Source organism: Marinibacterium profundimaris, assembly GCF_002210095.1.
Taxonomy (GTDB): Bacteria; Pseudomonadota; Alphaproteobacteria; order Rhodobacterales; family Rhodobacteraceae; genus Marinibacterium; species Marinibacterium profundimaris.
This window is the reverse complement of record NZ_AQQR01000003.1, coordinates 327,775-354,443: the sequence shown is the minus strand read 5'-3', so window position 1 is coordinate 354,443 and position 26,669 is coordinate 327,775. Positions and strand designations below refer to the sequence as shown.

Annotated in this window: 22 protein-coding genes, 1 tRNA gene and 3 pseudogenes; 11 read left to right on the top strand and 15 right to left on the bottom strand. The window is 65.8% G+C overall.

Annotation, left to right across the window (positions count from 1 at the left end; all coding sequences use genetic code 11):
* Positions 1-80: 80 nt before the first annotated feature.
* Genes ATO3_RS09825 through ATO3_RS09810 form a run of 4 tightly spaced genes read right to left on the bottom strand, consistent with a single transcriptional unit; the run spans position 81 to position 3,904 of the window.
* Positions 81-1,199 (bottom strand): DNA polymerase III subunit delta', encoded by a 1,119-nt coding sequence (locus ATO3_RS09825; protein WP_088649669.1) that lies wholly within the window; start codon positions 1,197-1,199, stop codon positions 81-83.
* Positions 1,200-1,217: 18 nt separating this feature from the next.
* A complete protein-coding gene (tmk, locus tag ATO3_RS09820; RefSeq protein WP_088649668.1) occupies positions 1,218-1,880 on the bottom strand; it encodes a dTMP kinase in 663 nt (220 codons plus the stop codon).
* Entirely contained in the window at positions 1,853-3,010 is a 1,158-nt protein-coding gene (locus tag ATO3_RS09815; protein ID WP_088649667.1) for a D-alanyl-D-alanine carboxypeptidase family protein, read from the bottom strand. Before ATO3_RS09815 ends, tmk begins: the two co-directional genes overlap by 28 nt.
* Positions 3,011-3,025: 15 nt before the next feature.
* Positions 3,026-3,904, bottom strand: coding sequence for an SPOR domain-containing protein (locus tag ATO3_RS09810; RefSeq protein WP_088649666.1), 879 nt, complete (start codon positions 3,902-3,904; stop codon positions 3,026-3,028).
* A gap of 247 nt (positions 3,905-4,151) precedes the next feature.
* Between ATO3_RS09810 and ATO3_RS09805 the strand changes: the two genes are divergently transcribed.
* From ATO3_RS09805 to ATO3_RS29140, 3 genes and pseudogenes are all read left to right on the top strand, one after another.
* Positions 4,152-4,241, top strand: a tRNA-Ser gene (locus ATO3_RS09805).
* 311 nt (positions 4,242-4,552) lie between these two features.
* Positions 4,553-5,047, top strand: coding sequence for a MarR family winged helix-turn-helix transcriptional regulator (locus tag ATO3_RS09800; protein ID WP_088649665.1), 495 nt, complete (start codon positions 4,553-4,555; stop codon positions 5,045-5,047).
* Positions 5,044-6,474 (top strand): annotated as a pseudogene (locus ATO3_RS29140) (sulfatase-like hydrolase/transferase). The gene ATO3_RS09800 and the pseudogene ATO3_RS29140 overlap by 4 nt, the downstream one beginning before the upstream one ends.
* Positions 6,475-6,783: 309 nt before the next feature.
* Here ATO3_RS29140 and ATO3_RS09785 read toward each other — a convergent pair.
* The 3 genes and pseudogenes from ATO3_RS09785 to ATO3_RS09770 form a co-directional block, all read right to left on the bottom strand.
* On the bottom strand, positions 6,784-7,734 hold the full coding sequence (locus ATO3_RS09785; protein WP_088649663.1) for an aminotransferase class I/II-fold pyridoxal phosphate-dependent enzyme: 951 nt from the start codon (positions 7,732-7,734) through the stop codon (positions 6,784-6,786).
* A gap of 15 nt (positions 7,735-7,749) precedes the next feature.
* Positions 7,750-8,357: pseudogene (locus ATO3_RS29130) on the bottom strand (FAD-linked oxidase C-terminal domain-containing protein).
* Between the two features lie 45 nt (positions 8,358-8,402).
* A pseudogene (locus ATO3_RS09770) lies at positions 8,403-9,356 on the bottom strand (ABC transporter permease).
* A 132-nt stretch (positions 9,357-9,488) separates the two neighbouring features.
* On the opposite strand from ATO3_RS09770, the gene ATO3_RS09765 reads away from it, so the two are divergent.
* The gene (locus tag ATO3_RS09765) at positions 9,489-10,178 is read left to right on the top strand and encodes a GntR family transcriptional regulator (RefSeq protein WP_088649660.1); all 690 of its coding nucleotides are present in this window, start codon (positions 9,489-9,491) and stop codon (positions 10,176-10,178) included.
* Positions 10,179-10,211: 33 nt separating this feature from the next.
* On the opposite strand, the gene hutU is transcribed toward ATO3_RS09765, so the two are convergent.
* Genes hutU through hutI form a run of 4 tightly spaced genes read right to left on the bottom strand, consistent with a single transcriptional unit; the run spans position 10,212 to position 15,413 of the window.
* Positions 10,212-11,876: a urocanate hydratase gene (hutU, locus tag ATO3_RS09760; protein WP_088649659.1), complete on the bottom strand. Its 1,665-nt coding sequence runs from the start codon at positions 11,874-11,876 to the stop codon at positions 10,212-10,214.
* Complete coding sequence (gene hutG / locus ATO3_RS09755) at positions 11,876-12,673, bottom strand: N-formylglutamate deformylase (protein ID WP_088649658.1); 798 nt, start codon at positions 12,671-12,673, stop codon at positions 11,876-11,878. Before hutG ends, hutU begins: the two co-directional genes overlap by 1 nt.
* Positions 12,670-14,208 (bottom strand): histidine ammonia-lyase, encoded by a 1,539-nt coding sequence (gene hutH / locus ATO3_RS09750; RefSeq protein WP_088649657.1) that lies wholly within the window; start codon positions 14,206-14,208, stop codon positions 12,670-12,672. Before hutH ends, hutG begins: the two co-directional genes overlap by 4 nt.
* A complete protein-coding gene (gene hutI, locus ATO3_RS09745) occupies positions 14,205-15,413 on the bottom strand; it encodes an imidazolonepropionase (RefSeq protein ID WP_088649656.1) in 1,209 nt (402 codons plus the stop codon). The genes hutH and hutI overlap by 4 nt, the downstream gene beginning before the upstream one ends.
* An 81-nt stretch (positions 15,414-15,494) precedes the next feature.
* On the opposite strand from hutI, the gene ATO3_RS09740 reads away from it, so the two are divergent.
* From ATO3_RS09740 to ATO3_RS09730, 3 genes are all read left to right on the top strand, one after another.
* Positions 15,495-16,856 (top strand): formimidoylglutamate deiminase, encoded by a 1,362-nt coding sequence (locus ATO3_RS09740; protein WP_088649655.1) that lies wholly within the window; start codon positions 15,495-15,497, stop codon positions 16,854-16,856.
* A gap of 480 nt (positions 16,857-17,336) precedes the next feature.
* On the top strand, positions 17,337-17,840 hold the full coding sequence (locus ATO3_RS09735) for an Lrp/AsnC family transcriptional regulator (protein ID WP_088649654.1): 504 nt from the start codon (positions 17,337-17,339) through the stop codon (positions 17,838-17,840).
* 137 nt (positions 17,841-17,977) lie between these two features.
* Positions 17,978-19,120 carry a glycine cleavage T C-terminal barrel domain-containing protein gene (locus ATO3_RS09730; protein ID WP_088649653.1) on the top strand — a complete coding sequence of 381 codons (1,143 nt, stop codon included), beginning with the start codon at positions 17,978-17,980 and terminating at the stop codon, positions 19,118-19,120.
* A gap of 319 nt (positions 19,121-19,439) precedes the next feature.
* Here ATO3_RS09730 and ATO3_RS09725 read toward each other — a convergent pair whose 3' ends face one another.
* From ATO3_RS09725 to ATO3_RS09710, 4 genes are all read right to left on the bottom strand, one after another.
* Positions 19,440-19,775, bottom strand: a complete 336-nt coding sequence (locus ATO3_RS09725; protein WP_233152108.1) for a c-type cytochrome — start codon at positions 19,773-19,775, stop codon at positions 19,440-19,442.
* 29 nt (positions 19,776-19,804) lie between these two features.
* The gene (locus tag ATO3_RS09720) at positions 19,805-21,184 is read right to left on the bottom strand and encodes a multicopper oxidase family protein (RefSeq protein ID WP_088649651.1); all 1,380 of its coding nucleotides are present in this window, start codon (positions 21,182-21,184) and stop codon (positions 19,805-19,807) included.
* Position 21,185: 1 nt separating this feature from the next.
* On the bottom strand, positions 21,186-21,620 hold the full coding sequence (locus ATO3_RS09715) for a c-type cytochrome (RefSeq protein WP_088649650.1): 435 nt from the start codon (positions 21,618-21,620) through the stop codon (positions 21,186-21,188).
* 90 nt (positions 21,621-21,710) lie between these two features.
* Positions 21,711-22,028 carry a hypothetical protein gene (locus ATO3_RS09710; protein ID WP_088649649.1) on the bottom strand — a complete coding sequence of 106 codons (318 nt, stop codon included), beginning with the start codon at positions 22,026-22,028 and terminating at the stop codon, positions 21,711-21,713.
* 443 nt (positions 22,029-22,471) lie between these two features.
* Here ATO3_RS09710 and ATO3_RS09705 point away from each other — a divergent pair, with 443 nt between their 5' ends.
* The 4 genes from ATO3_RS09705 (at position 22,472) to ATO3_RS09690 (ending at position 26,646) form a co-directional block, all read left to right on the top strand.
* A complete protein-coding gene (locus ATO3_RS09705; RefSeq protein ID WP_088649648.1) occupies positions 22,472-23,194 on the top strand; it encodes a GntR family transcriptional regulator in 723 nt (240 codons plus the stop codon).
* A gap of 193 nt (positions 23,195-23,387) precedes the next feature.
* Positions 23,388-24,317, top strand: a complete 930-nt coding sequence (locus ATO3_RS09700; RefSeq protein WP_088649647.1) for a dihydrodipicolinate synthase family protein — start codon at positions 23,388-23,390, stop codon at positions 24,315-24,317.
* A gap of 25 nt (positions 24,318-24,342) precedes the next feature.
* Positions 24,343-25,275: a 4-hydroxyproline epimerase gene (locus tag ATO3_RS09695; RefSeq protein WP_088649646.1), complete on the top strand. Its 933-nt coding sequence runs from the start codon at positions 24,343-24,345 to the stop codon at positions 25,273-25,275.
* 87 nt (positions 25,276-25,362) lie between these two features.
* The gene (locus ATO3_RS09690; protein WP_088649645.1) at positions 25,363-26,646 is read left to right on the top strand and encodes an NAD(P)/FAD-dependent oxidoreductase; all 1,284 of its coding nucleotides are present in this window, start codon (positions 25,363-25,365) and stop codon (positions 26,644-26,646) included.
* The last annotated feature ends 23 nt before the right edge of the window (positions 26,647-26,669 follow it).

Genomic DNA, 26,669 nt, shown 5'->3' with positions numbered 1-26,669 from the left:
TCAGTTGTGCGGGCGTGTCCGCACGGTCGTGGTCTGTGGCGCGGGAGAGGCCCGCGCCGTATCGGTCGGTTGTGCGGGGCTCAGCCCGCGGCAGTCTCCTGAATCTTGAAGACGGTATCCAGCACCAGCGCGGCGGGGTCAAGGTTGACCGCCTGTCCGTGACGGCCCCGGGCGCTGACGGTGGCAGCCAGCGCCGCCCAGGCCCGCGCTTTGTGCGGATCGGGGGCGAGGCGGGCGAGAATCTCGGCCTCGTTCCGGGCGGCCTGCGGTTCGGGCGGGGTGCCGGTGGCGCCGGTGCGGGCGAGGCGGGACAGCAGGATGTCGACGAGCGTGAGCAGCAGGTCGAAACTTTCGGCCGCGCCCCGGCCGGCGGCGCTGTCGGCAAGTTTCAGGGCCGCGGGACGATCGAGCCGGGGCAGGGGGCCCAGCAAGGCAACCAACCTGTCGTATTGCCCCAGCCCGTCGAGCGCGAGCAGCCGCAGCGCGGCCCCGACCGACCCGGCGGCCAGAGCCGACAGCGCGGCGGTGTCCGGGGGCAGCTCGGCGCCGGCCTGTTCCAGCGCACGCGCCATGTCGTCGGGCCCCAGCGGTTGCAGCCGCAGCACCCGGCAGCGGGATCGGATCGTCGGCAGAAGCCGCGTCGGCTGATGCGAGACCAGCAGGAGGGTGGTGCGCGCCGGCGGCTCTTCGAGCATCTTCAGAAGCGCATTGGCGGCCGAGGTGTTCATTTCATCCGCGGCATCCACGATCACCACGCGGCGCCCGCCATCGGCCGAGGACAGGCCGAAGAAGCGCGACAGGCGCCGGACGTCCTCGACCACGATCTGCTCGCGCAGGCGACCCTGGTCGTTGGCGCTGCGGGTGATGGTGGCCAGCCCCGGATCGGCCCCGGCGAGGATGCGCCGCGCCACCGGGTGTTCCGGGTCGATGTCGAGCGTCTTCGGCGGCGGCGGGGCACCGAACAGCCCGTCCTCCTCCGCCGGCGGCGTGGCCAGCAGGAAGCGCGCGATGCGCCAGGCCAGTGTCGCCTTGCCGACCCCCTCGGGGCCGGTCAGCAGCCAGCCATGATGCATCCGGCCGGTGGCGAAGGACGACAGGAAATCCGCCTCGGCCACGTCCTGGCCGAACAAGTGCCGCGTCTCGCGCGGATGGGGGGCGCCCGGCGCCTGGTCGGGGGCGGGCAGGTCATCATCGCTCATGTCGGGCCCATATCGGGTTCAGGCGGGATCCGGCGCCAGTTCCGGGGCGATCAGGCCGCGGATCTCGGCGGCGACCGTCTCTTCGGCGCGGTTGCCGTCGACGACGCGGAACCGGGTCGGGAATTCGGCGGCGAGGTCAAGGAAGCCTTCGCGCATACGGGTCTGCAGGTCCAGCCCGAAATCCTCGAACCGTTCCTCGTGGCCCCGGCGCCCGCGGGCGCGCGACAGGCCGGTTTCGGGATCCATGTCGATCAGCAGGGTCACGTCGGGTTCGTCCCCGATCATCATGTCGTGCAGCTTGTCGACCATCGGGCGCAGCTGTCCGCGTGACAGGCCCTGGTACATGCGCGTGCTGTCGGCGAAGCGGTCGCAGATCACCACGGCGCCGGCCTTCAGCGCGGGCCAGATCGTGCGTTCCATGTGGTCGCGTCGCGCGGCGGTGAACAGAAGCAGCTCGGTCTCGGCCGACCAGCGGTCCGGATCGCCTTCCAGCACAAGCGCGCGGATCTCCTCGGCGCCGGGCGATCCGCCCGGTTCGCGCGTCAGCACGACCTGGTGGCCGCGCGCGCGCAAGGCCTCGGCCAGCAGGCGCGCCTGGGTCGATTTGCCGGAGCCGTCTATCCCTTCGAAGGTGACGAAAAGCCCGGACCGTTTCAGGTCGCGGCGTCGGGGCTGAGCCATTTCTTGATCAATGCATTGGCCGCGGCGGTGACGCGGACCATGAACCCGCCCGAGGGCACATCCGCATCGGCCACCAGCGGCAGGGTCATTTCGGGCAGGCCGTCGGGGCGGACCACCAGTTCGGCCAGCTGCTGGCCCTTCTCGACGGGGGCGTCGACGGGGCCGACATAGACGACTTCGCCCTCCAGGTCGCCGCTTTGCAGGATCGGCAGCAGCACGGTCCAGTCCTCGTTCGGCACGAGACCGACCGAGGGGGCGCCGCCCATCCAGACCTCGGCCCGTTCCACGGGCACGCCCTGCTTGGCAATGGTCTTCTCGGCGAAATGGCGGAAGGACCAGTTCACGATGGCCTCGGATTCCTCGGCGCGGGCGCGTTCGCTGTCGAGCCCGGTGATCACGAAGATGACGCGGCGGTCGCCCTGCCGGGCAGACCCCACGAGGCCATAGCCGGCTTCCTGGGTGTGGCCGGTCTTGAGCCCGTCAGCGCCGATGTCGAGGCTGAGCAGCGGGTTGCGGTTGCGGATGTTCTGCGGCGCGCGGCCGTCGAAGGCGAACTCGGTCTCGGCGAACATCGGGTAGAATTCGGGGAAATCCTCGATGATGCGCTGCGCCACGATGGCCAGGTCCTTGACCGACATCCGGTGCCCGGCCTGCGGCCAGCCGTTCGAGTTCATGAAGGTGGAATTGTCCATCCCCATTTGCCGCGCGCGGGTGGTCATGAAGCGGGCAAAGCCGGCCTCGGTCCCGTCGGGGCTGAGCGCCTCGGCCAGCACGACGCAGGCATCATTGCCGGAATTGACGATCACGCCGCGCAGCAGGTCCTCGACCCGGACCCGGTCGGTGGTGTCCAGGAACATGGTCGAGCCCTTGTAGCTCATCGCGTGTTCCGACACGGGCAGGCGTTCGTCCAGGCCCAGACGCCCGTCGCGGATCGCCTCGAAGGTGACGTAAAGCGTCATCAGCTTCGACATCGACGCCGGCGGCAGGGGCTCGTCCGCGTTCTTCGACAGCAGCACGGTGCCTGTCGTCTGGTCGAGCACATAGGCCGCGCGGGCGGAGGTGTCGAAGGCCTGGGCGGGCAGGGCGGCCAGGCAGAGAAGGCAGGCGGCCAGGACCGAGAGAAGGCGCAAGGCGAAGTCCTTTCGTTAGTCGTTCACGGCGTAGGCGTCCGTGAACCCGGTGTTCTTGATCTGCTTCATCAGCGCCGAGCGCTCCGACCGCGTGGCGGCCGGGCCGACGACGACTCGCCAAAATGTTTTCCCGTTCGCTTCCTCTTTGTAAACCGTCGGCACAAGCCCGTCGCCCCGCATCGTGTCTGCAGCGCGGTTGGCATTGGCCTCGACCGAGAAGATACCGATCTGGATATAGGGTTTGTCCAGGTTGGAGGCCACAGCCGCTGGTGTCGCAGTGGCAGGCGCCGCTACGGCAATCACGGTTTCCGGCGCGGCCGCGCTCGGCGTCTCTTCGCCGGCCTCCAGCGCCGCGACCGCGTCCAGCTCGGTCGCCTCGACGGCGGCAACGGCGGCCAGCTCCTCGGCCTCGACGACTTCTTCGGTCAGCGGATCGGGTGTGGCCTCCTCCCGGCGCAGGGCGGTGACGTTCAGCTCCACCGGTGCGCCGGCCAGCATGCCAAGCGCGGCGGCGGCATCCGAGGACGCCTGCAGCCGCGGACCGGGAATGTCCCGTTCCCGGCGGAAGAGCGCGCCGATGACGAACTTGCCGTTGGAGGTGTTGCGGATGATCACGCGCTCCGGCTCGCCCACATCGGGATGCGCGACCCAGACGCCGCCAAGGGACGGCCGCCCGTCCCAAAGCCCGGATTCGGTGACCGAGAAGACCTCGGGCGCCTCGACGTCGCGTTCTATCAGCGTGGTTTCGGTCTGCGTCTGGCCCTGCGCGGCCTTGGCCGAGTCGTTGACGAGGTTGAGGCTCGGGAACTCCGAGCACCCGGCGAGGCCCAGACCGGCGGCCCCGATTGCAAATGCACGGGCCATGCCCGCGGCCTTGGTGGTGAGATCCATCATGCTCTGCCTTTGCCCGTATCGGCGCTGTTGTCGCGCTCCTTCCCCGCCCGGATCGTGGCGCCCGGATTGGGGTTTCGGCAAGGATACATGGCGCGGAGGGATCTGAAAAGGCTCTCGCGAATCACGCCTGAGAATTCTCCGCGCCCTGTGTGGCGCTCGTGCCGTTCGCGGGGGCGGTCCGGGGTGGTCTGATCCCTTGCCTGTCGGCGTCACAGCGGCTAAACCCCCCGGCACCGGACGCCGGTCCGGGGAGGTGGCAGAGTGGTCGAATGCGGCGGTCTTGAAAACCGTTGATGGTGAGAGCCATCCCAGGGTTCGAATCCCTGTCTCCCCGCCACACGCTGGGTCTCGGCCCAGGTGTCCTCTTCCCTTCTGATTTTTGCGGCCTTTTGCGTCGCTTGCGCATGTGCTCCGAGTTCGGAGACGCATGTTCTGACGCGTCTATGCGGCAATCTCCGTTCCAGTCTCTCCAGCGGGCTTTCAAGGGTTCAGGGTCATCCCTCCATTTTTGCGGGGGATTACCCCGTTCGAACTTGTCTGACACCGCCCACACGATCAGGCGATGGAGTGTCCGCCGTTCTCGGCAGGGAATTTTCGTCGACATGTCCACCAAAAAGAAGGAGGCGAGAGCGCCGAAGGAGTTGCGACATGCCTCAGGGCAAACTGGACCAGGACACCGAGACCGCCGATTTTCGGTCAGGGCTTCCTCTGAGCCTGCTGATCCATCAGCTGGCAATGAAAATCGACGCCCAGGGCCGTGCGCTGATCGCCCGTCACGGTGATCTGACGCTGCCGCAATGGCGTATCGTGCGCGTGCTCGGATTGGGAGCGCCGGAGGGATCCACCGCGCTGCGCAAGGTACTGGGTTTTGACAAGAGTCAATTCTCCAAGACAGTCAATCAGTTGCAGGAACGCGGCCTGCTGAGTGTCACGGATCTTCCCACCGATGGCCGTCAACTGCGGGTGTCGCTTACAGATGCGGGCCGCGCTGTGCACGAGCGCCTGGCTCCGGTTCTGGAAGCTCGGAACGATCACCTCATGCAAGCGCTCGCGCCCGAGGAACGCCGGGTCATCCGTTCCGCGCTTTCGAAGCTCAGCCACGCCGCCGAAGCCACCGAACTCCCGAAAGGAAATGTCGATTGAACCGGTCCAGGAACCTGCTTTTTATCCTGTCCGACGAACACCAGTCACGGGCCTTGTCCTGCGCCGGGCATCGGATGGTGAAGACCCCGAACCTCGACAAGCTGGCCGCGCGCGGGATCCGCTTTATGGATGCCTATACGCCCTGTCCGATTTGCGCGCCCGCCCCGCGCGTCGCTCGCCTCGGGGCGGTGTGTGCATGACATTCGGCTGTGGGACAACGCGATGCCCTACGCGGGCAAGCCGCGCGGCTGGGGCACGCGCTGCAGGACAAGGGCATCCGTGTCGAATCCATCGGCAAACTGCACTACCGCAGCAACGAGGATCCGGCAGGCTTCGATGTCGTGCATATCCCGATGCAGGTGGCGGACGGGGTCGGTATGGTCTGGGGCTCGCTCCGGCGCGAGGAGGAGCGGGTGCGCACGGATACGAGGATGCTGGGGTCCTACATCGGACCGGGCGACAGCAATTACACGCGCTACGACAAGGCCGTTGTCAGCCGAACCGAGGACTGGCTGAAGGACGCGGCCACAAGCTCCGATCCGTGGTGTCTCTATGTGGGCCTCGTCGCGCCGCATTTCCCGCTGATCGTCCCGCAGGAATACCTGGACATGTATCCGCTGGACGATCTGCCGCCGTTCAAGCTTCATACGATGGACGGGTTCGAAAACCATCCCTGGATCCAGAAGCAGAATGCTGCGATGGTCGCCGACAGCGGGTTCAAGGATCACGACGAGCGCAAGCTGGCTGCGGCCTGCTATTTCGCGCTCTGCACGTTCCTCGACGACAATATCGGCCGCCTGATGGATGCGCTCGAGGCCAATGGTCAGCTTGAGGACACCACCGTGATCTACAGCTCGGACCACGGGGACAACGTCGGGGCGCGCGGCCTGTGGGGCAAGGGGAACCTCTACGAGGAATCTGTCGCCGTGCCATTGATCGTCGCCGGGCCGGGCATCGCACCCGGTACCTGCGCCACTCCGGTGAGCCTGCTTGATGTGTCGCAGACCATCCTCGACCATTTCGGAGCGGTGCTGGAGGGTGATCGCCCGGGACGAGACCTTTTCGACATCGCCACGCAGGAGCAGGAGCCGGACCGCGTGGTGTTTTCCGAGTACCACGCCGTCGGCGCCGTGACGGGCGCTTTCATGTTGCGCAAGGGGCGGTGGAAGCTCATCCACTACCAAGGGTTCGAGCCGGAACTTTTCGACCTTGAGGCCGATCCCGAGGAGACGACCAGCCGCGCCGCTGATCCGGCCTGCGAGGCGATACTGGCGGACCTCTCCGCCGAGCTCCGCGCGATCTGCGATCCGGCGGAAACGAATGATCGCGCCTTTGCCGATCAGGATGAGATGGTCCGGGGATATGGCGGTCCTGAAGTTGCCATGAGCATGGGCGCGCCCGCGGCGACCCCTCCGCCGGAAACCTGATGGCGTGGCCCGGTTCCCTGGAGGGCCGGGCCGTTCGACACGATCTCGTCTCCGTTTCGGCGCCGAAGCGGACGCCCAAAAGACAGGAGCGCAACGCAATGTTCCATATCGTAAGGCCTGAAGACTTCACGACGGCGTCTTGGAAGAACGGTGGCGGCGTCAACCACGAAGTGCTGCGCGACACCGAGGCCGTCGGGGGGCTTCCGCCGTACCGACGGTGGCCCGTGCCCAGCTTGTGTAGGGGGCTTCTGGCCAGGGCTTGATCAGTACGCCCTTGTGCCTGAGCGCCTCTGCGAAGTCGGTCGCCAACTAATCCGTGTCAAAGAACACGAAGTTGGTTTGGGTCGGTGCGCAGGCATAACCTGCCTCAGCCAGAGACCTGGCCATCCGTGCGCGTCCGTCGGCGGCAAGTTTCACCGAATGGGCAAGGTGGTCGGTATCGCGCATCGCGGCCCGCGCGGCGGCAACCGCCAGCGCGTTGACGCCAAAGGGATTGCGCGTTTTCATCATCTGGGCAACCAGATCCGGGCAGCAGCCGATACCATGGCCAATCCTGATCCCGGCCAGGCCATAGGCCTTGGAGAAGGTGCGAAGGATGAGCCAGGGGTTGTGACCGGCGGCCAGCCGCGCCATTGCGTCGAACCGGGCGGCGGTATCGAGATACTCCAGATAGGCTTCGTCGAACACGACGAGCGTCCCGGCCGGTGTGGCGGTCAGCAGGGCGTCGAACTCTGCCGCCGAGATCGCGGGGCCTGCGGGATTGCTGGGAGAGGAAAGGATCAGCACGCGCGGCGCCTCGTCCGCCATGGCACCGATCATGCCCTGGAGCGGAAAGGTCCAATCGTCGTTGAACGGCACCTTGGTGACATGCGCGCCCATGGCAAGGGCGCCGAATTCATGCAGGCCGAAGCTGGGCCAGATCGTGACGACTTGATCGCCCGGGCGCAGAACGGTGCGAAACACCGCCCCGATGAGGTCTTCCGACCCGTTCCCGATGATGACCCTGACGGCGGCCGAGCCGGTCGCGGCGGCCAGTTCCTCGCGCAGGGCGCCATTGCCTGCGTCCGGGTAACGCGCGATGCCGTATGCTTCTTCGCGGAGCGCCTCGACGACACCGGGGCAGGGGCCCGCGGAATTTTCGTTGCTGTCCAGCTTGGCCAGGCAGTCGATACCGTAATGCGCGCGGAACCTGTCCAGGGCCATGCCGGCATTATAGGTCGGCAGCGCCGCGATTTCTGGACGGATCAGGTCGGAGTTCATCGTGGTGTCCTCTGGTCAAAGATCAAAGATCTTTCCGGGGTTCATGATGTTCGCGGGGTCGATGCAGCGTTTCAGATCGCGCATCAAATCCAGTGCGGTGCCGTGTTCGGCTTCCATGTTGGCTTTCTTGCCCAGGCCGACGCCGTGTTCGCCGGTGCTGGTGCCGCCAAGCGACAGGGCCAGCTCGATCAGGGCGGCGTTGATGCGGCGCCCTTCGGCGGTTTCCGCGGGATCCTCGGGATCGAAGAGAAGGACCATGTGAAAGTTGCCGTCGCCACATGGCCGATCAACGGCGCCTTGAGCGAGGTCGTCTCGACAACCTTGCGGATGCCTTCGATGCAGTCCGGCAGGGCGGAGACCGGAACGCAGACATCGGTCGACAGGCCATTTATGCCCGGGCGCAACGCGCGGGACGCATAAAGTGCGGAGTGCCGGATGCGCCAGAGAGCGGAAGCCGCGTCTGCATTCCGAGCGAGGTCCATTCGTGTCGCGCCGGCGTCCTGAACCAGCTCTTGAAGCACTTCGGCGTCGTGGCTCACGGTCGCCTCGGAACCGGAAAGCTCGATCCAGAGCGTTGGTGCCTCGGGCAGGCCGGATTTTTCGTAGGCGTTGATGGCCGCCATCTGCGGCGCGTCACCAAGTTTTCTAACGAACGGCATCATCGGCGGTTACCTCGGGTGCAGCAGACGGGGTTTGGCGATGATCGACAGGATGTCGGCGGCCATGTTCAGAAGGATGTACGTGGACGCAAAGATAAGGCAGGCGGCCTGCACGATGGGCACGTCACGGTTGGACACCGCATCCACCAGAAGCTGCCCGAGCCCCGGCTAGACGAAGACCACTTCGACCAGCACGACGCCGACAAACAGGTAGGCGAGGTTCAAGGCCACCACGTTGACGATGGGCGCGATGGCGTTCGGCATTGCATGGATCGCTATGACCCGCCACCGCCGCATCCCCTTGAGATGCGCCATCTCGACATAGGGAAGCGCCAGCAGGTTAATGATCGCGGCGCGGGTCATCCGCATCATGTGCGCCACGACGATCAGGGTCAGGGCGGGCAGGAAGGTCCGGTAGAGACGTTCGGCCAGGCTTGTCGTGACGTCGACGTTTGCGAGGCTCGGGAACCAGCCGAAGATGACGGAAAACAGCAGGACGAGGATGTACGCGACGAAAAACTCGGGGAAGGAGATCGCCGCGAGCGTGGCGCCCGAAACGGATTTGTCGAAGATCGAATTGCGGTAGAGCGCAGCCAGCATGCCCAGAACAATGGCCAGCGGCACCGAGATCAGGGCGGCATAGCCCGCCAGAAAGAAGGTGTTGCCGGCGCGCGCGGCGATCAATTCAGAGATCGGCCGCTGATTGGACAGGGATACCCCGAAATCGCCCCGAAGCGCATTGCCCAGCCATTCCAGGTAGCGCATGTGAACCGGTCCGTTCAGGTTGAAGCGCTTGCGGAACGCAGCGACGGTCTCTTCGGTGGCGGATTGGCCAAGCGTTTCCGTCGCGATGTCACCCGGCAACAGTTCGATGGCCGAAAAAATCAAGACGCTTATGATCAGAAGCGTCAGGATCCCCATGGCGAGGCGGCACAATATTATCTTGAGAATTGGTGAGACGATCGGGTTCTATTGTCTGCTCTTATACACTTATGTATATCCCTAACGGGGTTTGCAGTCAGCTGTATACCCGAAGTCGGATAGTTTGGTTGGTCTGTTGGTTAGATTGGCTGACGTGTATAGGGAGCAGTGCCAATGACCGTGACCTTCAAGGATGTAAAAGCGGACCTTCTGGACAAGATCGCTCAGGGCATCATGGCGCCAGGGACCTTGATGCCGAACGAAATGGACCTTGCGGAACGGTACGGATGCGCCCGGGCCACGGTCAATCGGGCGATGCGGGAACTGGCGGACGAGGGAATCGTCGAACGCAAACGCAAGGCGGGGACGCGGGTTCGGAAGGCTCCGATCCGGCAGGCCCGCTTTTCGATCCCGATCGTGAGGGAAGAGATTGAATCGAAGGGCTCCGAGTACCGTTACGCCCTGATCGACAGGACGTTGCAGGACGTGCCGGACTGGCTGCGCGGACGGCTTGCGTTGAAGCCGGGACAAGAGGTGGTGCGCGTGGTCTGCATGCATTGGGCCGACGGCATCCCCTATCAGCATGAGGAACGTTGGATAAACCCCGAGATCGTTCCGGCGGTTCTGGAGGCAGATTTCTCCGCGAACGGACCGAATGAATGGCTGCTTGCGGAAGTTCCGTTCTCGAATGCCGAGATCAGCTTCATGGCGGTGGAAGCGACACAGGATCTTGCCGATCACATGGGATGCTTCGCCGGGAATGCGCTGTTCCGCACCGAGCGCACGACCTGGCTCAAGGAAACGGCGATCACGTTCGTGCGGCTCACGTACCGGCGGGGCCACAGGATGACGACCAGATATTGACGCGGCGCGGGGTGCGCCGCGTCAGAGGAACGGTCAGAGGATACCCGGCAGGTTCAGACCGTGTTCCCGCGCGCAATCCTTGGCGATGTCGTAACCGGCATCGGCATGGCGCATGACGCCGGTCGCCGGATCGTTCCACAGCACGTTGGCCAGGCGACGGTCTGCGTCCTCGGTGCCGTCGCAACAGATGACCATGCCCGAATGCTGGGAGAAGCCCATGCCGACGCCGCCGCCATGATGCAGCGACACCCAGGTTGCGCCGGATGCGGTGTTCAGAAGAGCGTTCAGCAGCGGCCAGTCGGACACGGCGTCCGAACCGTCCTTCATCGCCTCCGTCTCGCGGTTGGGCGAAGCGACGGAACCGCTGTCCAGGTGGTCGCGGCCGATCACCACCGGCGCCTTCAGCTCGCCGTTGCGAACCATCTCGTTGAAGGCCAGGCCCAGCTTGTGGCGCACGCCAAGGCCAACCCAGCAGATCCGAGCGGGTAGACCCTGGAAGCTGATGCGGTCCCGCGCCATGTCGAGCCAGTTGTGCAGGTGCGGGTCATCCACCAGCTCCTTCACCTTGGCATCGGTGCGATAGATATCCTCGGGATCGCCCGACAGGGCCGCCCAGCGGAACGGGCCGATGCCCCGGCAGAACAGCGGCCGGATATAGGCGGGCACGAAGCCGGGAAAGGCAAAGGCGGTCTCCAGCCCCTCTTCCAGCGCCACCTGGCGGATGTTGTTGCCGTAATCGAGCGTCGGCAGACCCGCGTTCCAGAAGGCAACCATGGCCGCGACATGGGTTTTCATCGAGGCGCGCGCGGCCTTTTCCACGGCGTCGGGGTCGCTTTCCTGTTTCTCGCGCCATTCGGCAACGCTCCAGCCCTGAGGCAGGTAGCCGTGGATCGGGTCGTGGGCCGAGGTCTGGTCGGTCACGATGTCGGGGCGAACGCCGCGCTTGACCAGCTCGGGGAAGACATCCGCCGCATTGCCGATCAGCGCCACGGATTTCGCCTCGCCCGCCTTGGTCCAGCGGTCGATCATCTCCAGCGCCGTGTCGATCGAATCTGTCTTTTCGTCCACGTAGCGCGTGCGCAGCCGGAAATCGGCGCGGGTTTCGTCGCATTCCACAGCCAGGCAGCAGGCCCCGGCCATCACGGCGGCCAGCGGCTGCGCGCCGCCCATGCCACCGAGGCCGCCAGTGAGGATCCAGCGTCCCGTCAGGTCACCGCCATAGTGCTGGCGTCCGGCCTCGACGAATGTCTCGTAGGTGCCCTGAACGATGCCCTGGCTGCCGATGTAGATCCAGGACCCCGCGGTCATCTGGCCGTACATCGCCAGGCCCTTCTTGTCCAACTCGTTGAAATGCTTCCAGTTCGCCCAGTTCGGCACCAGGTTCGAATTCGCGATCAGAACGCGCGGCGCGTCCTTGTGGGTGCGGAACACGCCGACGGGCTTGCCTGACTGGACCAGCAGGGTCTGATCGTCTTCCAGCTCCTTGAGGCTTGCGACGATGGTGTCGAAATCGGCCCATGTGCGCGCGGCACGGCCGATGCCGCCGTAGACCACAAGCTCATGCGGGTTTTCGGCCACGTCAGGGTGCAGGTTGTTCATCAGCATCCGCATCGGCGCTTCGGTCAGCCAGCTCTTTGCTGTGATGTCCGTGCCGGTGGCGGGAAAGACGTCGCGGATGTTGTGACGGGGATTGGTCATCATTTGCCTCCAAGGGTCGGGGCCAGATCGGCCAGTTTGGACAGGATGTCGGAAAGGTGGACGCGAAGCCTGTCTGCTTTGGCCCGGTCCATATCCCAGGGCGCGGCTTCCGAGGTCAGGTAGGCCGGTTGCGCCAGTTCCATCTGAATGGCGTGATAGCCCTCGGCGGGTCGCCCGTAGTGGCGGGTGGTCCAGCCACCCTTGAAACGCCCGTTGAGGACGCTGGTGTATCCCTGGGCCTGTTCGCAGATTTCCCTGACCGCGGCCTCGATCGCCGGATCGCAGGTCGTGCCGCCATTGGTGCCGATGTTGAAGTCCGGCAGCGGGCCCTCGAAGAGAAAGGGGATGCGGCTGCGGATCGAATGGCAATCGTAGAGGATCGCCACGCCGTGTTCCGCATGCACGCGGTCCAGCTCGACCTGCAAGGCGGCATGATATGCCGCGTGATAGGTGAGGCGTCGCGCCTCGATTTCATCGGGCGTGGGCTCGCTGTCCCAGAGACCGTGACCGTCGAAATCGGTCAGCGGCACGAGGCCGGTGGTGTTCTGGCCGGGATAGAGGCTTTTCCCCGTCGGATCGCGGTTCGCATCGATGACGTAGCGGTGGAAGGTGGCGCGCACTGTCGTGGCGCCCGGAAGCAGCCCGTCGTACAGCGCATGGATGTGCCAGTCGGTATCGTCGAGCCCGCGCCCGCGATCGTTCAGCCGGGCCATGACCGCGTCGGGAACCCAGGTGCCGGTATGTGGCAGGCCAAGAACGACAGGGCCTTCACCGCGCGTGATTTCGACAGGGGTCATGCATTCAGCTCCGGCATGTCAATTCCCGTGACCCCCTGGAGGACGCCGCGTCTCACAAGCTCGGCGGCGCGCTGGAGGTCGGGGGCCATGTAACGGTCTTCGACCACCGACGGCACCGTCTCGCGCAACCGCGCCAGGGCGGCGGCGAGGGGCGCGCTGGTCCTGAGCGGGGCGCGAAACTCGATCCCCTGGGCGGCACAGAGCAGCTCGACCCCCAGGATGCGTTCGAGGTTTGCGACCATCCGGCCCAGCCGCACCGCTCCATGCGCGGCCATGCTGACGTGGTCCTCCTGGTTGGCCGAGGTGGGGGTCGAGTCCGTCACGCAGGGGTTGGCGAGGTGCTTGTTCTCGCTCATCAGCGCGGCGGTCGTCACCTCGGCGATCATCAGACCGGAATTCAGCCCCGGATTCGGGGTCAGGAATGGTGGCAGGTCGAAGCTCAGCGTCGGGTCGACGATCAGCGCGACGCGGCGCTGCGCGATGGCGCCGATCTCGGCCACGGCGAGCGCGATCATGTCGGCCGCAAAGCCCACGGGCTCGGCATGGAAGTTCCCGCCCGAAACGATCAGCCCGGCCTCGGTCAGGACAAGCGGATTGTCGGTGGCGGCGTTGGCCTCGATCTCCAGTGTGCGACCGGCCATGCGCAACATGTCCATCGCCGCTCCGGTCACCTGCGGCTGGCAGCGGATGCAATAGGGATCCTGCACGCGCGTGTCGCCCTCGCGGTGGCTTTCGCGGATGTCCGAGTCTTCCAGAAGCGCCCGCATGGTGGCCGCTGCCTCGATCTGGCCGGCATGGCCGCGCAGGGTATGGATTTCAGGCTGAAGCGGAGCGGTGGAGCCCATGATGGCATCGGTCGACATGGCCGAGGTCACAAGCGCCGCCTGCATCGCGGCCCAGGCATCGAACAGCCCCGCCAGCGCGAAGGCGGTCGAGAACTGCGTGCCGTTGATCAGGGCCAGGCCTTCCTTGGCGCCCAGCTCAACCGGCTCCAGGCCGGCCCGCGCCAACGCTTCCGCGCCGGGCAGGGTCTGCCCGTCGTAGACGGCTTCGGCATGGCCCATCATGACGGCGGCCATATGGGCGAGCGGCGCGAGGTCGCCCGATGCGCCGACGGACCCCTGGACCGGGATCACCGGGGTCACGCCGCGTGCCAGCATCTCTTCGATCAGCGTGATCAGCTTCAGCCGCACGCCCGAGGCGCCGCGTCCGAGAGACAACAGCTTGAGCGCCATCATCAGCCGGGCATGGCGGCGCGAGATCGGTTCACCCACACCGCAGCAATGCGACAGGATCAGGTTGCGTTGCAGGGTCGCCGTGTCGGCGGCGGCGATCTTGACGGAGGCAAGTTTGCCGAAGCCCGTGTTGACCCCGTAGACCGCCAATTCCCCATTGGCTGCCGCCTCGATCCTAGCTGCCGCGCGCGCGATGTCCTCGTGGCACGCCGGGTCGAGCCGTACGGCGGCCTCTTCGCCGTAGATCCGGGCCAGGTCGGACAGGGTTGTTGCGCCGGGTGTCAGGGTCAGGGACGTCATGCCGGATCTCCGAAAATGCGGGAATGCAGAGGGTTGAAGCCAATTCGGTAGGCCAGTTCCGCCGGGTGCTCGATATCCCAGACCGCGAGGTCTGCGCGCTGGCCCGGCGCGATGGTGCCGACCTCGGCCAGCCCTAGGGCACGGGCGGCATTGACGGTGACGCCGCGCAGGGCCTCTTCCGGCGTCAGTCGGAACAGGGTGCAGCCCATGTTCATGGTCAGAAGCAGCGAGGTGAGCGGCGAGGAGCCGGGATTGGCATCGGTGGCCAGTGCGATGGGCACGCCATGATCGCGCAGGGCCTGCACCGGCGGAGCCTGCGTTTCATGCAGCGTGTAGAAGGCCCCCGGCAGAAGTACCGCGACGGTGCCGGCCCTGGCCATCGCGGCCACACCGGGTACATCGAGATATTCGATATGATCGGCAGAGAGCGCGCCGTAGCCCGCCGCCATCGCTGCCCCCCCGAGATTCGACAGCTGTTCGGCATGCAGCTTGACCGGCAAGCCCAGCTCCTGCGCCACGTCGAAGACGCGGGCGATCTGGGCCGGAGAAAAGGCGATGCCTTCGCAGAAGCCGTCGACCGCATCCACCAGTCCCTCGGCCTGGGCCGCGCGCAGGGCCGGGATGCAGATCTCTTCGAGATAGGCGTCTTCGCGGCCCTTGTACTCCGCCGGCACAGCATGCGCGCCCAGGAACGAGGTCTTCACCCGCACCGGACGCCGGGCCGCCACCGCACGCGCGACGCGCAGCATCCGCAGCTCGGTTTCGAAATCCAGCCCGTAGCCGGACTTGATCTCAAGCGTGGTCACGCCTTCGGCGATCAGAGCATCAGCCCGGCGAAGGGCATCCAGCAGCAGGGCTTCCTCGTTTGCCGCCCGCGTCGCCGTGACGGTCGAAACGATACCTCCGCCAGCGCGCGCCACCTCCTCGTAGCTCGCCCCGTTCAGCCGCATCTCGAACTCGACCGCGCGGTTGCCGCCATGAACCAGATGCGTATGGCAATCGATCAGCCCTGGCGTAACAAGACGGCCGCCCATGTCGACCGGGTCGCTTTTTGCGATGTCCTGCGGAAGCTCTTCGCGGCGGCCGACCCAGATGATCCTGCCGCCCGCGACGCCGATCGCCGCATCCCGGATCAGCCCGTAGGGCGCCTCGTCCGTCAGTGTGACGGCGGTCAGGTTGGTCATTAGCTGGATCACGTCAGGCATGCAGGCTCCCTTCATATTCTGCTTTTCTCCTACCGTTCGCTGCTATATATGTCTAGACATAAAATCTATAAGAGTGGAGATATGGCCGTGATACATGCGAGGCAGGCCCGTCTGGCCGACGGCTGGGCCGTCAACGTCCGTCTGACCGTCAATGCCGGGACCATTTCGGGGCTCGAGACGGATGTCCCTCCCCAGGCGGGTGACACGCGCGTCGACACCCTGCTGCCCTCTCTGGGCAACTTGCACAGCCACGCCTTCCAGCGTGCCATGGCGGGCATGACAGAATTCCGGCAGGCTGGCCGGGACAGTTTCTGGACCTGGCGCGACCTGATGTACCGCTTCATGGATCGGATGACCCCAGATCAGATCGAGGCCATCGCCGCGCAGGTCTATGTCGAGATGCTGGAGGCGGGCTATGCCAGCGTCGGAGAGTTTCACTATGTCCACCATCAGCCGGGCGGCGCGCCCTACGACAATATCGCCGAACTCTCGGAACGGATCTTCGCCGCCGCCGCCCAGACGGGCATCGGGCTGACCCATTTGCCCGTCCTGTATACCTACGGCGGAGCCGGGCAGGCCGAGCTGACCGCCGGACAACGGCGGTTCGGAAATGACATCGACAGCTTCGCGCGCCTGACGGACAGTGCCGCCTCCGCCCTGCGCGACCTGCCGCCGGATGCGCGCATCGGCTTTGCGCCCCACTCCCTGCGCGCTACATGCCCCGAAGACCTGTCGCGCATGATGACGACGCACGGTCAGGGGCCGATCCATATCCATATCGCCGAACAACCGCAGGAAGTGCGCGACATAGAGGCCTGGCTTGGCGCGACGCCGGTCGCATGGCTTCTTGACAACCAACCGGTCGACGGACGCTGGTGCCTGATCCATGCCACGCACATGACGCAGGCGGAAACGCGGGCGATGGCCGGGGCGGGCGCCGTCGCCGGCCTGTGCCCGATCACCGAAGCCAACCTTGGCGATGGCCCTTTCAACGGCCCGGACTATGCGGCTGCCGGGGGGCGGTTCGGGATCGGCTCGGATTCCAACGTCAATGTTTCGCTGACCGAGGAGCTGCGGACCCTGGAATATTCTCAGCGCCTGCGCGACACGAGCCGCAACGTCATGACGTCCGGAGCGGGGTCCGTGGGAGATTTTCTCTACACGGCGGCCGCGCGCGGCGGCGCGCAGGCGCTCGACCGTGATGCCGGTGAGATCAGGACAGGCAAATTGGCCGACCTCGTGGCGATCGACAGCCAGATGCCGGCGCTATGCGCCTTGTCGCAAGACAATCTTCTCGACGGCCTGGCCTTCGCAGCCAAGGACAACGTGGTGACCGATGTCTGGTCGGCCGGCCGGCACGTGGTTTCGGGCGGCAGGCATGTGAACCGGAGCACGACGTTCTCCAACTACCGTTCTGCGATCCGGCACTTGCTCGACATCTGAGGGCCTCCACCTTGGCGGCCCTGCGCGGGTCGCGTGCTGCGGCACGGACGGGGCAGGCCGCGAAGGAACCTGTCCCGGAGCCATGCTGCTCCTTTGATCACGTGTCGTGTCGCAAGGCGGCATACAGATGGGCAGTGTCAAAGGACCTTGGCTAGCGGCAGGTCCCGGGGGGATAGCGTTCCCGGACTACGAAACGCGACCCGTTCAAATAGTGCCGGCCATTCCGGGACCGGTTCTCATCTGTCCCGTTCCCTCCGCCATACACCTGTATCTCTGCCCGGCGTCCCTTATTGCTCCGGATTTATGCCGCTTTCATCTAGGGCTGCGATGGTTGGGCGGGCAAGTCGCTGTGCCGCTCGTTGCCCGGGACATGTCGGAAAACCTGTCGCGGATCCGAAAATCGGCGTTAAATGTCGTTTAGCGACCGCTTCGACGACATGGCAGCCCGGTTCATTCGGGAACAGAGAAAGTATCGGACAGGTGAAGAAGCTCGGCCTTGATGCCACGGATATCCGGATCCTGAGTGCCGTTCAAAGTCACGGCCAGCTCAGCAAGACCAGGCTGTCCGAGATCGTCAATATCTCGGCCACGCCGTGCTGGGCGAGGCTGGATCGTCTGAAGGCGGCAGGTTTCATCAAGGGGTATCATGCCGACATCGCGCTGCACCGGGTCTGCGATTTCACGCAGGTCATGGTCACGGTCTCGCTGACCCATCACCGCAAGGCCGATTTCGACCGGTTCGAGGCCTGGGTCAACCGACGGGACGAGATCACGGAATGCATCGCCACCGGTGGCGGCATGGACTACGTGATGAAGACGGTCTGCCCGACCCTGTCGGCCTTCCAGGCGCTGATGCAGGACATGCTGGAGGCTGATCTCCCGGTCGACCGGTACATGACCTACATCGCGACTCGCCAGGTCAAGGCAACCCGGCCGAACATAGCCAGGCTGGCAGGATCGGTGCCCCGCGACCGAACAGTCTGAGCGCTGGCCGATTTTCAGCCCGAACAGACCATGATCCGCCTGATTTGCGGACCACGGATGGGGCCTGTCGTCGCGTAAACATGCGCCATCATCCACCGTCTCCCGGGCCGCGCGCCCGGTGATCTTCAAGGGCGAAAATCATGCACGCAGACGAGTTCGGTTTTGGCACGCAGATCCGGAAATCCCCCTATTTCGACGCCACTGTGCGTTGGGGCGCGAAGGGATTTTCCGTTTACAATCATATGTATATACCGCGCGATTTCGGCGATCCGGAACAGAACTTCTGGAGCCTCGTGAACGACGCGATCCTGTGTGACGTGGCCGTCGAGCGCCAGGTGGAGATCACCGGCCCCGATGCGGCGAAGTTCGTCCAGATGCTGACGCCGCGCGACCTGTCGGGGATGGCCGTTGGTCAGTGCAAATACGTGCTGATCACCAATGCCGAGGGCGGGATCCTCAATGACCCGATCCTTCTGCGGCTTGCCGAAAACCAATTCTGGATCTCGCTCGCCGACAGCGACATCCTGCTCTGGGCGCAGGGCGTGGCGGTGCATTCCGGCCTCGACGTCCGGATCGGCGAACCCGACGTATCGCCGCTGCAGCTGCAGGGGCCGAAGTCGGGCCTGATCATGCAGTCCCTGTTCGGCGACGATATCCTGAGCCTGAAATACTACTGGCTGCGCGAACTCGAGCTTGACGGCATCCCGCTCGTCGTGTCCCGCACCGGCTGGTCGAGCGAGCTGGGCTACGAGATCTACCTTCGCGACGGCACCAAGGGCGACGCGCTGTGGGAGCGGATCATGGCCGCTGGAATGGAGTTCGGTATCAAGCCGGGCCATACCTCGTCGATCCGGCGGATCGAGGGCGGGATGCTGTCCTACCACGCCGATGCCGACATCAACACCAACCCTTACGAACTGGGGCTCGACCGGTTGGTGGACCTCGACATGGAGGCCGAGTTCATCGGCAAGGCGGCGCTGCGCCGGATCCGGGACGCGGGCGTGACGCGCAGGCAGGTCGGGCTGATCATCGATGCCGATCCGCTGAAGGGGCCCAACACCACCTTCTGGCAGATCAACCGTGACGGGGCAGAGGTGGGCAAGGTGACCTCGGCGGTCTACTCGCCCCGGCTGGAACGCAATATCGCGCTGGCCATGGTTGCGGCAGAACATGCCCATGTCGGCCACCAGGTCGAGGTGGTGCTGCCCTCTGGCCCGACCACCGCGACGGTCGTCGAGCGCCCCTTCTTCGACCCGAAGAAGTCTCTGGCGGCGGCCTGATCCGACAGCCTTTGCCATCGATCTGCCGTGGCAGCCGGGCGGGTCCGGGCGGATGCCGGGCCGGTATTCCGCGGCGGCATCGCGTGATCTGAGGCATCCGGTATGACATCGACGTGGACGCCGCCCCCGACCGGGGCGGTGTTCCGGACCACACGCCCCGAACAGGCGGTGGTCTGCGGGTCTGTGTCCCGCCTGAATGCACCGCTGAAATTGCTGCTGCGCATCATGGCTTCCTTGCCTCGGAACCACCGAAAACGCCGTGCACGACAGGCGGGGCCATTCAGCTTCAGTCCGAATTGCTCTGGCGGCTGACCTCTGCCTAGTGTTCGCGCGCCTCTTCGGGCCAGGTGGATTTGATGAACGCAAGGATGCCGCGGATCTGGCTGTCGCTCAGGACATCGCCAAATCCCGGCATGTCGCTCTCGTATCCTCCGCCGACCACGGCCGCTGTCCCGTCCCGCGTGATGCGGAACAGGGTGTCGTCGTCGTGATGCCATGTGTGTCCGGTGGCATCATGCGGCGGCGCGGGCAGACGCCCGTTCTCTCCGGGGCTGCGCCAGTCGGGTTGCCCTTCGAGCTCGGCACCGTGGCAGACGGCACAATGCTCCTGGTACAGCACCGCGCCGCTTTCCTGCGCGGCGGCGGTCGAGGCCATGAGGAGCGCGGTTGCCCATGCAAATTGCCTCATGTCACCTCGATCCAGCTTGTCATGCCGGATGCCGCATGGCCCAGCATGTGACAGTGAAGCAGCCATTTGCCGGGGTTGTCCGCAACGAAGGCGATCTCGACCGTGTCACCGGGCATCACCAGCACCGTATCCCGCAATGGGCCGAACCCGCCATCGGGCGCAACGGTCCGGAAATGCATGCCGTGCAGGTGCATCGCATGAGGGAAGACGGTGTCGTTGGCCATGCGGATCCGCGCGGTTTCCCCCAGCGACAGGCTGGCAAAGGGAGCGTCGCCACGTCCGGCCTGACCGGCAAGCGTCCAGAACTGGCCGTTCTCGATCAGGCCCTGCCAGTCCATCTCTTGCCCCCGGAACCGCCCGCGCTCGATGCCGCGCATGGCACCGCCCTGAAGCGGCATGTCCAGGACCCGGACACCGGCTACGTCCGGCACCTCCGTCCCCGGGTTGCGGGGCAGCGGCGCGGGCGTGCCGCGGCTTGCCCGTGAGGCCTGCCCGGTGACGTTGATTTCCGCCAGCACCTGCCAGCTGTCGTCGCCCGGGGCGAAAAGAAGACCGGCGTTTTCGCCCTGCGCGGCGGTCACGTCGACGAACAGGTCGATCCGCTGGGCCGGGGCCAGCACCAGCGTCTCTGTTATCGGCTCCGCCGCTTCCAGCGGCATCCCGTCCAGGGCCAAGGTCCAGCCGGTCAGCCCCTCAAGCCGAAGCGCGAAGATCCGGGCGTTGGCCCCGTTGATGAGGCGCAGCCGAAGCCGTTCGTTCTGACGCGCCTCCAGCGTGACGTCATAGCGTCCGTTCACGCCCTGAAGATTGCCGATCCTGCCGGCGTGGCTGAGCGTCATGGCGTTTTGGAAACTGTCGACGAACTGCCCGGTTTCGGGGTCAAGCAGCCAGTCGTGGATCATCAGGACCTCGTCCCGGTCCACGGCCGGCGGTGTCTTTTCTTCGACGACAAGCGCGCCGGAAAGGCCGCGCGCCACCTGCTCCATCGAGTTGGTATGCGCATGATACCAGTAGGTGCCCGCATCCGGCAGGTCGAATGCATAGTCGAACGTTCCCTCGGGCGGCACCGGGTCCTGGGTCAGGCCGGGCACGCCGTCCATCGCATTGTCGATGCGGATCCCATGCCAGTGGATCGAGGTCGGCACCGGCAGCCTGTTCACCAGCCGCCGTTCAAGCCGGCCGCCCTGCGGCGCGCGCAGCACCGGACCGGGGATGGTGCCCTCGTAGCTCCAGACCCGCGTGGCGGGATAGCCGTCGGGCGCCAGTTGAACCGTGGCCTCTTGCGCGGTGAGCGTGGGGAAGCCCTGTGCGATGGCCGGCCGCGACAGGGGCAGGGCGGCCAGGCCAGCACAGAAACTGCGTCGTGTCATCTGCATGTCAGTCGATCCCATTCGCACGCTGCACTTCGCGAACATACGCGATGATGGAGGCCATGTCGGCGCGTGTCACCTGCGGCTGCGCAGGCATGTCGCCAAAGCTCCAGTGGTGCGCAAGCACGCCGTTGGCCGCCGCGCGCTGGAACGCCTCATCCGCGTGGTGCGACGGTTCGTAGATCTTGTGGATCAGCGGCGGTGCCACGCCCATCCTGCCGGCGGCGTTTTCTCCGTGGCAGTCGGCGCAGACCGCCTCGAACGCCCGCTGCCCCATGACGGCTTCGGGTGACAGCGTCTCTGGCAGGGTGACGGCAACCATGGCTGCGCCAGGCTCGGGGGCGGTTGCAACCGCCGTGGTGTCATCGGAGGGGCGTGTCACGGCATAGGCACCAAGTGCCGCGATGACGGCACCCCCCGCGATCAGAGTCATCTTGTTCATCTCTTGATCCTGTTCTGCGCCTCCCGAACGGGACGCGCGACATCGACACGGACGGACGGCAGCCCGTCCCGTAAACCATCGAAATCCGGATCAGAGGCGCGGTGGCGGCAGGTCCATCCGCACGGGCATGGTCGTGCCAGGCCAGGATACGGGCCGCGCATAGGACTGACGTCCCAGCCAGGCGACAGCGAAGGGTCGTGCGTCCGGCAGGACGGCAAGCACCACGCAGCCGGGCATGTCGCTGCACAGGCCACGGTTGTCCTGCACTGGCATATGCCCCTGCGGCTTGTCCGCCGACAGTTCGGCGCACCCCGCGCAATCATGCATGGCCAGCGCGGCAGAGGTCAGCTGCGGCAGGCTCACCAGCGCGAAAAGGCCAGTCAGGAAGCAGACAAGGAAGAGGCGCATTGATCGTCCCAAGCTGTGCAGGACAATCATGATGTCCGCAACAGGCAAGCGCAAGGGCGCGAAGGTCGCGGCTGTCGGCTGCCTGAGCTTTGCTGTCGCGGAGGGAGGTCAGTAGGGCAGGGTGGGCGGCTGGCCGCTGGTCATGGGCGACCCCTGTCCGCTGCGTCCGAACAAGGCCTGAGATCATCCGGACGGCCATGAGTCGTTATGTCAGGTTTCCGGTGTCGCTGCGGAATGTCGGGAGAGAAATGCACGAACGTGGCATTGTTCCGGTCCCTGATACCTTTCGGGTCCGGTGTCAGCGTTTCGGGTCGATCTTTGCATCCGGGACTGCATGATAAACCTGAATTTTTTCTGTCGACATGATGAATACATACTATACTCTGGATTGGAGCCAAAAGGTCCTCCAGTCTGGTCCAGCCAATCCCGCCAAGAGAGAGAGCATGCCCAAAGCAGCCCAGAATTCGAACGCCGCATCGACACCGGGGATCAAACGCGGAAGCGGGGTTTCCCACGTCTACGAGATCCTCCGCAACGAGATCATCGAACTGAAGATCGCCCCCGGCAGTCCGATCGACGAAACCCTTCTGTCCGAGCGGTTCTCGATGTCGCGGACGCCGATCCGGGAGGCCTTGGTGCGGTTGGCTGCGGACGGGTTGCTGACGACACTTACCAACCGCACGACCATCGTGTCGAACATCGATTTCATCCAGATGGGCGCCTTCTTCGATGCATTGACGCTGATGTACCGGGTCACCACGCGGCTGGCGGCCGAACACCACGCCGAAGATGAAATCGCCGGGATCCAGGAGCATCAGGCCCGGTTTGCCGCCTTCGTGGAGGAGCGCAACGTGTTGGGCATGATCGCCTCGAACCGGGATTTCCACGTGGCGATCGCGGAAGCCGGGCGCAATCCCTATTACACGGCCCTGTTCACCCGCCTTCTGGACGAGGGCCGGCGAATCCTGCGGCTGTATTACCATTCCTACGCGGACAACCTGCCGCGCCAGTATGTCAGCGAGCACGAGGACATCATCGCCGCGATCGTAAGCCGGGACGTGGAACGGGCCGACAGGCTGGCGATCGCTCATGCGGACCAGATCGTGCGGCAGATCCGGTCCTACATCTCGGCCGACACGCGCAGTGCGCCGAGCCTGGCGCTCTGAACAGCCTGAAAAGACCGGCGGATCGGGCATCGATCCGCCGGTGGCCTGCGCAGCTTCCGTTTCAGTATTTTACTTGTCGACAAGAAATCGGCAGAATGCTAGTCCAGCGGAATACAGACCGCACGCTGCCCTCGCCGGACCTTCACCCGCAGGCATGCCCCGGTCCGCCGACAGTTTTGAAAAGGACATCCGCATGAGCGACAGTATCTTCGCCGGCACCATTCCGGCCCTGATGACACCCTGCACCGCAGACAGGACCCCCGATTTCGAGGCGCTCGCGCGGAAGGGCCGGGAGCTGGTGGACGCCGGAATGTCGGCAGTCGTCTATTGCGGCTCGATGGGCGACTGGCCGCTGCTGACCGAAGAGGCGCGCATGGAAGGGGTCGAGGCTCTGGTCAAGGCCGGCGTGCCGACCATCGTCGGCACCGGCGCGATCAATACCGCATCGGCCGTGCGTATCGCGGCCCATGCGGCCAGGGTCGGTGCGCAGGGGCTCATGGTGATCCCCCGCGTGCTGTCCCGTGGCACCTCGATGGCGGCGCAGAAGGCGCATTTCTCGGCCGTTCTCGGTGCCGCGGATCTGCCGGCGGTCATCTACAACAGCCCGTATTACGGTTTCGCGACCCGGGCCGACCTGTTCTTCGAGCTGCGCGAGACCTATCCGAACCTCGTCGGCTTCAAGGAATTCGGCGGCGCCGAGGATCTGTCCTATGCCGCGGCCAACATCACCTCGGGCAATGACGATCTCACGCTGATGGTCGGGGTCGATACGCAGGTCTTCCACGGCTTCGTCAAATGCGGGGCCACCGGCGCGATCACCGGCATCGGCAACGCGCTCCCCCGGGAGGTCCTGCACCTCGTGGCGCTGGCCAAGGCGGCAGCGGACGGCGATGTCGAGGCCCGCGTCAAGGCGCAGGAGCTGGACGAGGCGCTGATGGTGCTGTCGACCTTCGACGAGGGCGTCGACCTGGTGCTCTATTACAAGCATCTCATGGTCCTGAACGGCGAGACGGAATACACGCTGCACTTCAACGAGACCGACGCGCTGACACCGGCACAGGCAGCCTTTGCCGAGACCCAGTACAGGCAGTTCAAGGCCTGGTATGCCGAGTGGGCCAAATAGGGTCGGCACCAAGGGGGACCAGCGTATGCATGTCATCGACAGCCATACCGGCGGAGAGCCGACGCGTGTCATCATCGACGGCTTTCCAGATCTCGGGTCCGGGCCGCTGAGCGAGCGCGCGGCGCTGCTGGCCGGGCGCTATCGCGACACCTATCGCGCGGTCATGCTCGAGCCGCGCGGTCAGGTTGCCATGGTGGGGGCATTGCTGGTGCCGCCCACCGATCCATCCTGCGTGACTGGGGTGATCTACTTCGATCTCGCGGCGGTGCTGGGCATGTGCGGGCACGGGACGATCGGCCTTGCCGTCACGCTGTATCACCTGGGGCGCATCGGAACCGGTCGGCATCGGATCGAGACGCCGGCCGGTGTTGTCACGGTCGAGCTGCATGACGCGAACACCGTGACCGTGACCAATGTCGAGGCGCGGCGTGTCGCAACCGGGGTGACCGTGGACGTGCCCGGGGTGGGGCCCGTGACCGGCGATATCGCCTATGGCGGCAACTGGTTCTTCCTGGCGGATCCCGGCCCGGTGCCGGTGACGCCGGACAACATGCGCCAGCTGACCGATGTGGCCGTCGCCACGCGGGAGGCTCTTGACGCCCGGGGGCTTGGCGGTGACACCGGTGCGCCTGTCGATCACGTCATCTTCTACGGCCCGTCCGACGTTCCCGGCGTGCAGTCGCGCAACTTCGTGCTCTGTCCCGATGACGCCTATGACCGCTCGCCCTGCGGAACCGGCTGTTCGGCCCGGCTCGCGTGCCTGGCTGCCTCGGGAAAACTGGCGGAGGGGGAGGAGATCCTGCAGGAAAGCGTGATCGGCTCCACCTACCGGCTGTCCTACACAAGAGGCGCGGCGGGTGGCGTGATCCCCTCGATCACGGGGCAGGCGCATCTCATGGCGGAGTCCCGGCTGATCTTCCAGGAGGGGGACCCGTTCCGGGACGGTATCCGTCTCTGACCACCGCGACGCTGGCCCGGCGGGGGTGTCACCCCGCCGGGCCGTCCGACTGCCCGCCCGCAACAGCCCATCACGTCAGGAGCCAGGATGAACCAGAATCTGTCGCAGCACGGCGCGGTCGCCGAGGCGGGATCCATCATTGTGATCGGGGCTGGGATCATCGGGGTCACGGCCGCGTTGCGGCTGCTGGCAGACGGGCACAGCGTGACCCTGCTGGACCGTGGCGACGTGGCGGGGGAAACCTCCGGCGGCAATGCGGGGGCCTTCGCCTTCAGCGATATCGAACCGCTTGCGGCGCCGGGGATCCTGCGCAAGGCGCCGGGATGGCTGCTGGATCCGCTGGGGCCGCTGTCGCTGCGCCCGGCCTATGCGGTGCGGATGATGCCCTGGCTGCTGCATTTCTGGCGGTCGAGCCAGCCGAAGCGGCACCTGGCGTCGATCGCGGCCCAGGCCCGGATGATGGACCTGTCGCGCCGGGCGACGGAAACGCTGATCGACAGTGTCGACGGCCAGGCGCTGATCCGGCGCGAGGGCCAGCTGCAGGTCTACGAAGGCGCCGGCGAATACCGCGAGAGCCTTTCCGCCTGGGACCTGCGCCGGCAGCACGGCGTCGCGTTCCGGCTTCTTGAAAGCGCCGGAGACATCGCCGAGATCCAGCCCGGCCTGTCGCCGCGCTTCACCCATGCGGGGTTCACGCCCGACTGGATGAACGTCACCGATCCGAAGGTCTGGACCGAGCACCTGGCACGGTGCTTCGTCAATGCCGGCGGCCAAATCCGCCAGGCCGAGGTGCGCGAGATGGTGCAGGGCGATGCCGGCGTCTCGCTGATGACCGACGGCGAGACGCTGACAGCCGGGCAGGTCGTTCTGGCCGCGGGCGCCTGGTCGCACCGGCTGGCCCGGACGCTGGGCGAGCGCATCCCGCTGGAGACCGAGCGCGGCTACAACACGACCTTCCCGGTCTGCGATTTCGATCTCAGGACCCATGTGACCTTCCCGGGTCATGGCTTCGTCGTGTCGCGGGTCGGGCAGGGGGTGCGGATCGGCGGCGCGGTGGAGCTTGGCGGCCTGAATCTGGCGCCGAATTTCGACCGGTCGGACGTGCTGGTCCGCAAGGCCCGGGCCTTTCTTCCGGGGTTCGACCCGCAGGATGGTACCCGGTGGATGGGGTTTCGTCCCTCGATGCCCGACAGCCTTCCCGCCATCGGCCGCTCTGGCCGGGCCGACCGGGTGATCCATGCCTTCGGGCATGGACACCTGGGGCTGACCCAATCCGCCGGAACGGCCGAGATCGTCGCCGCGATCGCGGCGCGCCGGGCGCCCGACATCGATATCTCGGCCTTCGACCCGCTTCGGTTCAGCCGCCGCTAGGCCCCTTGGCGGGTCCTGGTCCG

Excerpts from the sequence above, each read along its gene's own strand:
- hutI (WP_088649656.1), bottom strand. The coding sequence starts at position 15,413 with ATGCCTGACGTGATCCAGCTAATGACCAACCTGACCGCCGTCACACTG.
- ATO3_RS09700 (WP_088649647.1), top strand. The coding sequence starts at position 23,388 with ATGAGCGACAGTATCTTCGCCGGCACCATTCCGGCCCTGATGACACCC.
- hutG (WP_088649658.1), bottom strand. The coding sequence starts at position 12,673 with ATGACCCCTGTCGAAATCACGCGCGGTGAAGGCCCTGTCGTTCTTGGC.
- ATO3_RS09765 (WP_088649660.1), top strand. The coding sequence starts at position 9,489 with ATGACCGTGACCTTCAAGGATGTAAAAGCGGACCTTCTGGACAAGATC.
- ATO3_RS09705 (WP_088649648.1), top strand. The coding sequence starts at position 22,472 with ATGCCCAAAGCAGCCCAGAATTCGAACGCCGCATCGACACCGGGGATC.
- ATO3_RS09725 (WP_233152108.1), bottom strand. The coding sequence starts at position 19,775 with ATGGCCTCGACCGCCGCCGCGCAGGAAAGCGGCGCGGTGCTGTACCAG.
- ATO3_RS09740 (WP_088649655.1), top strand. The coding sequence starts at position 15,495 with ATGGCCGTGATACATGCGAGGCAGGCCCGTCTGGCCGACGGCTGGGCC.
- ATO3_RS09800 (WP_088649665.1), top strand. The coding sequence starts at position 4,553 with ATGCCTCAGGGCAAACTGGACCAGGACACCGAGACCGCCGATTTTCGG.
- ATO3_RS09825 (WP_088649669.1), bottom strand. The coding sequence starts at position 1,199 with ATGAGCGATGATGACCTGCCCGCCCCCGACCAGGCGCCGGGCGCCCCC.
- ATO3_RS09720 (WP_088649651.1), bottom strand. The coding sequence starts at position 21,184 with ATGCAGATGACACGACGCAGTTTCTGTGCTGGCCTGGCCGCCCTGCCC.
- ATO3_RS09710 (WP_088649649.1), bottom strand. The coding sequence starts at position 22,028 with ATGCGCCTCTTCCTTGTCTGCTTCCTGACTGGCCTTTTCGCGCTGGTG.
- ATO3_RS09810 (WP_088649666.1), bottom strand. The coding sequence starts at position 3,904 with ATGATGGATCTCACCACCAAGGCCGCGGGCATGGCCCGTGCATTTGCA.
- hutH (WP_088649657.1), bottom strand. The coding sequence starts at position 14,208 with ATGACGTCCCTGACCCTGACACCCGGCGCAACAACCCTGTCCGACCTG.
- ATO3_RS09785 (WP_088649663.1), bottom strand. The coding sequence starts at position 7,734 with ATGAACTCCGACCTGATCCGTCCAGAAATCGCGGCGCTGCCGACCTAT.
- ATO3_RS09690 (WP_088649645.1), top strand. The coding sequence starts at position 25,363 with ATGAACCAGAATCTGTCGCAGCACGGCGCGGTCGCCGAGGCGGGATCC.
- ATO3_RS09715 (WP_088649650.1), bottom strand. The coding sequence starts at position 21,620 with ATGAACAAGATGACTCTGATCGCGGGGGGTGCCGTCATCGCGGCACTT.
- hutU (WP_088649659.1), bottom strand. The coding sequence starts at position 11,876 with ATGACCAATCCCCGTCACAACATCCGCGACGTCTTTCCCGCCACCGGC.
- ATO3_RS09695 (WP_088649646.1), top strand. The coding sequence starts at position 24,343 with ATGCATGTCATCGACAGCCATACCGGCGGAGAGCCGACGCGTGTCATC.
- tmk (WP_088649668.1), bottom strand. The coding sequence starts at position 1,880 with ATGGCTCAGCCCCGACGCCGCGACCTGAAACGGTCCGGGCTTTTCGTC.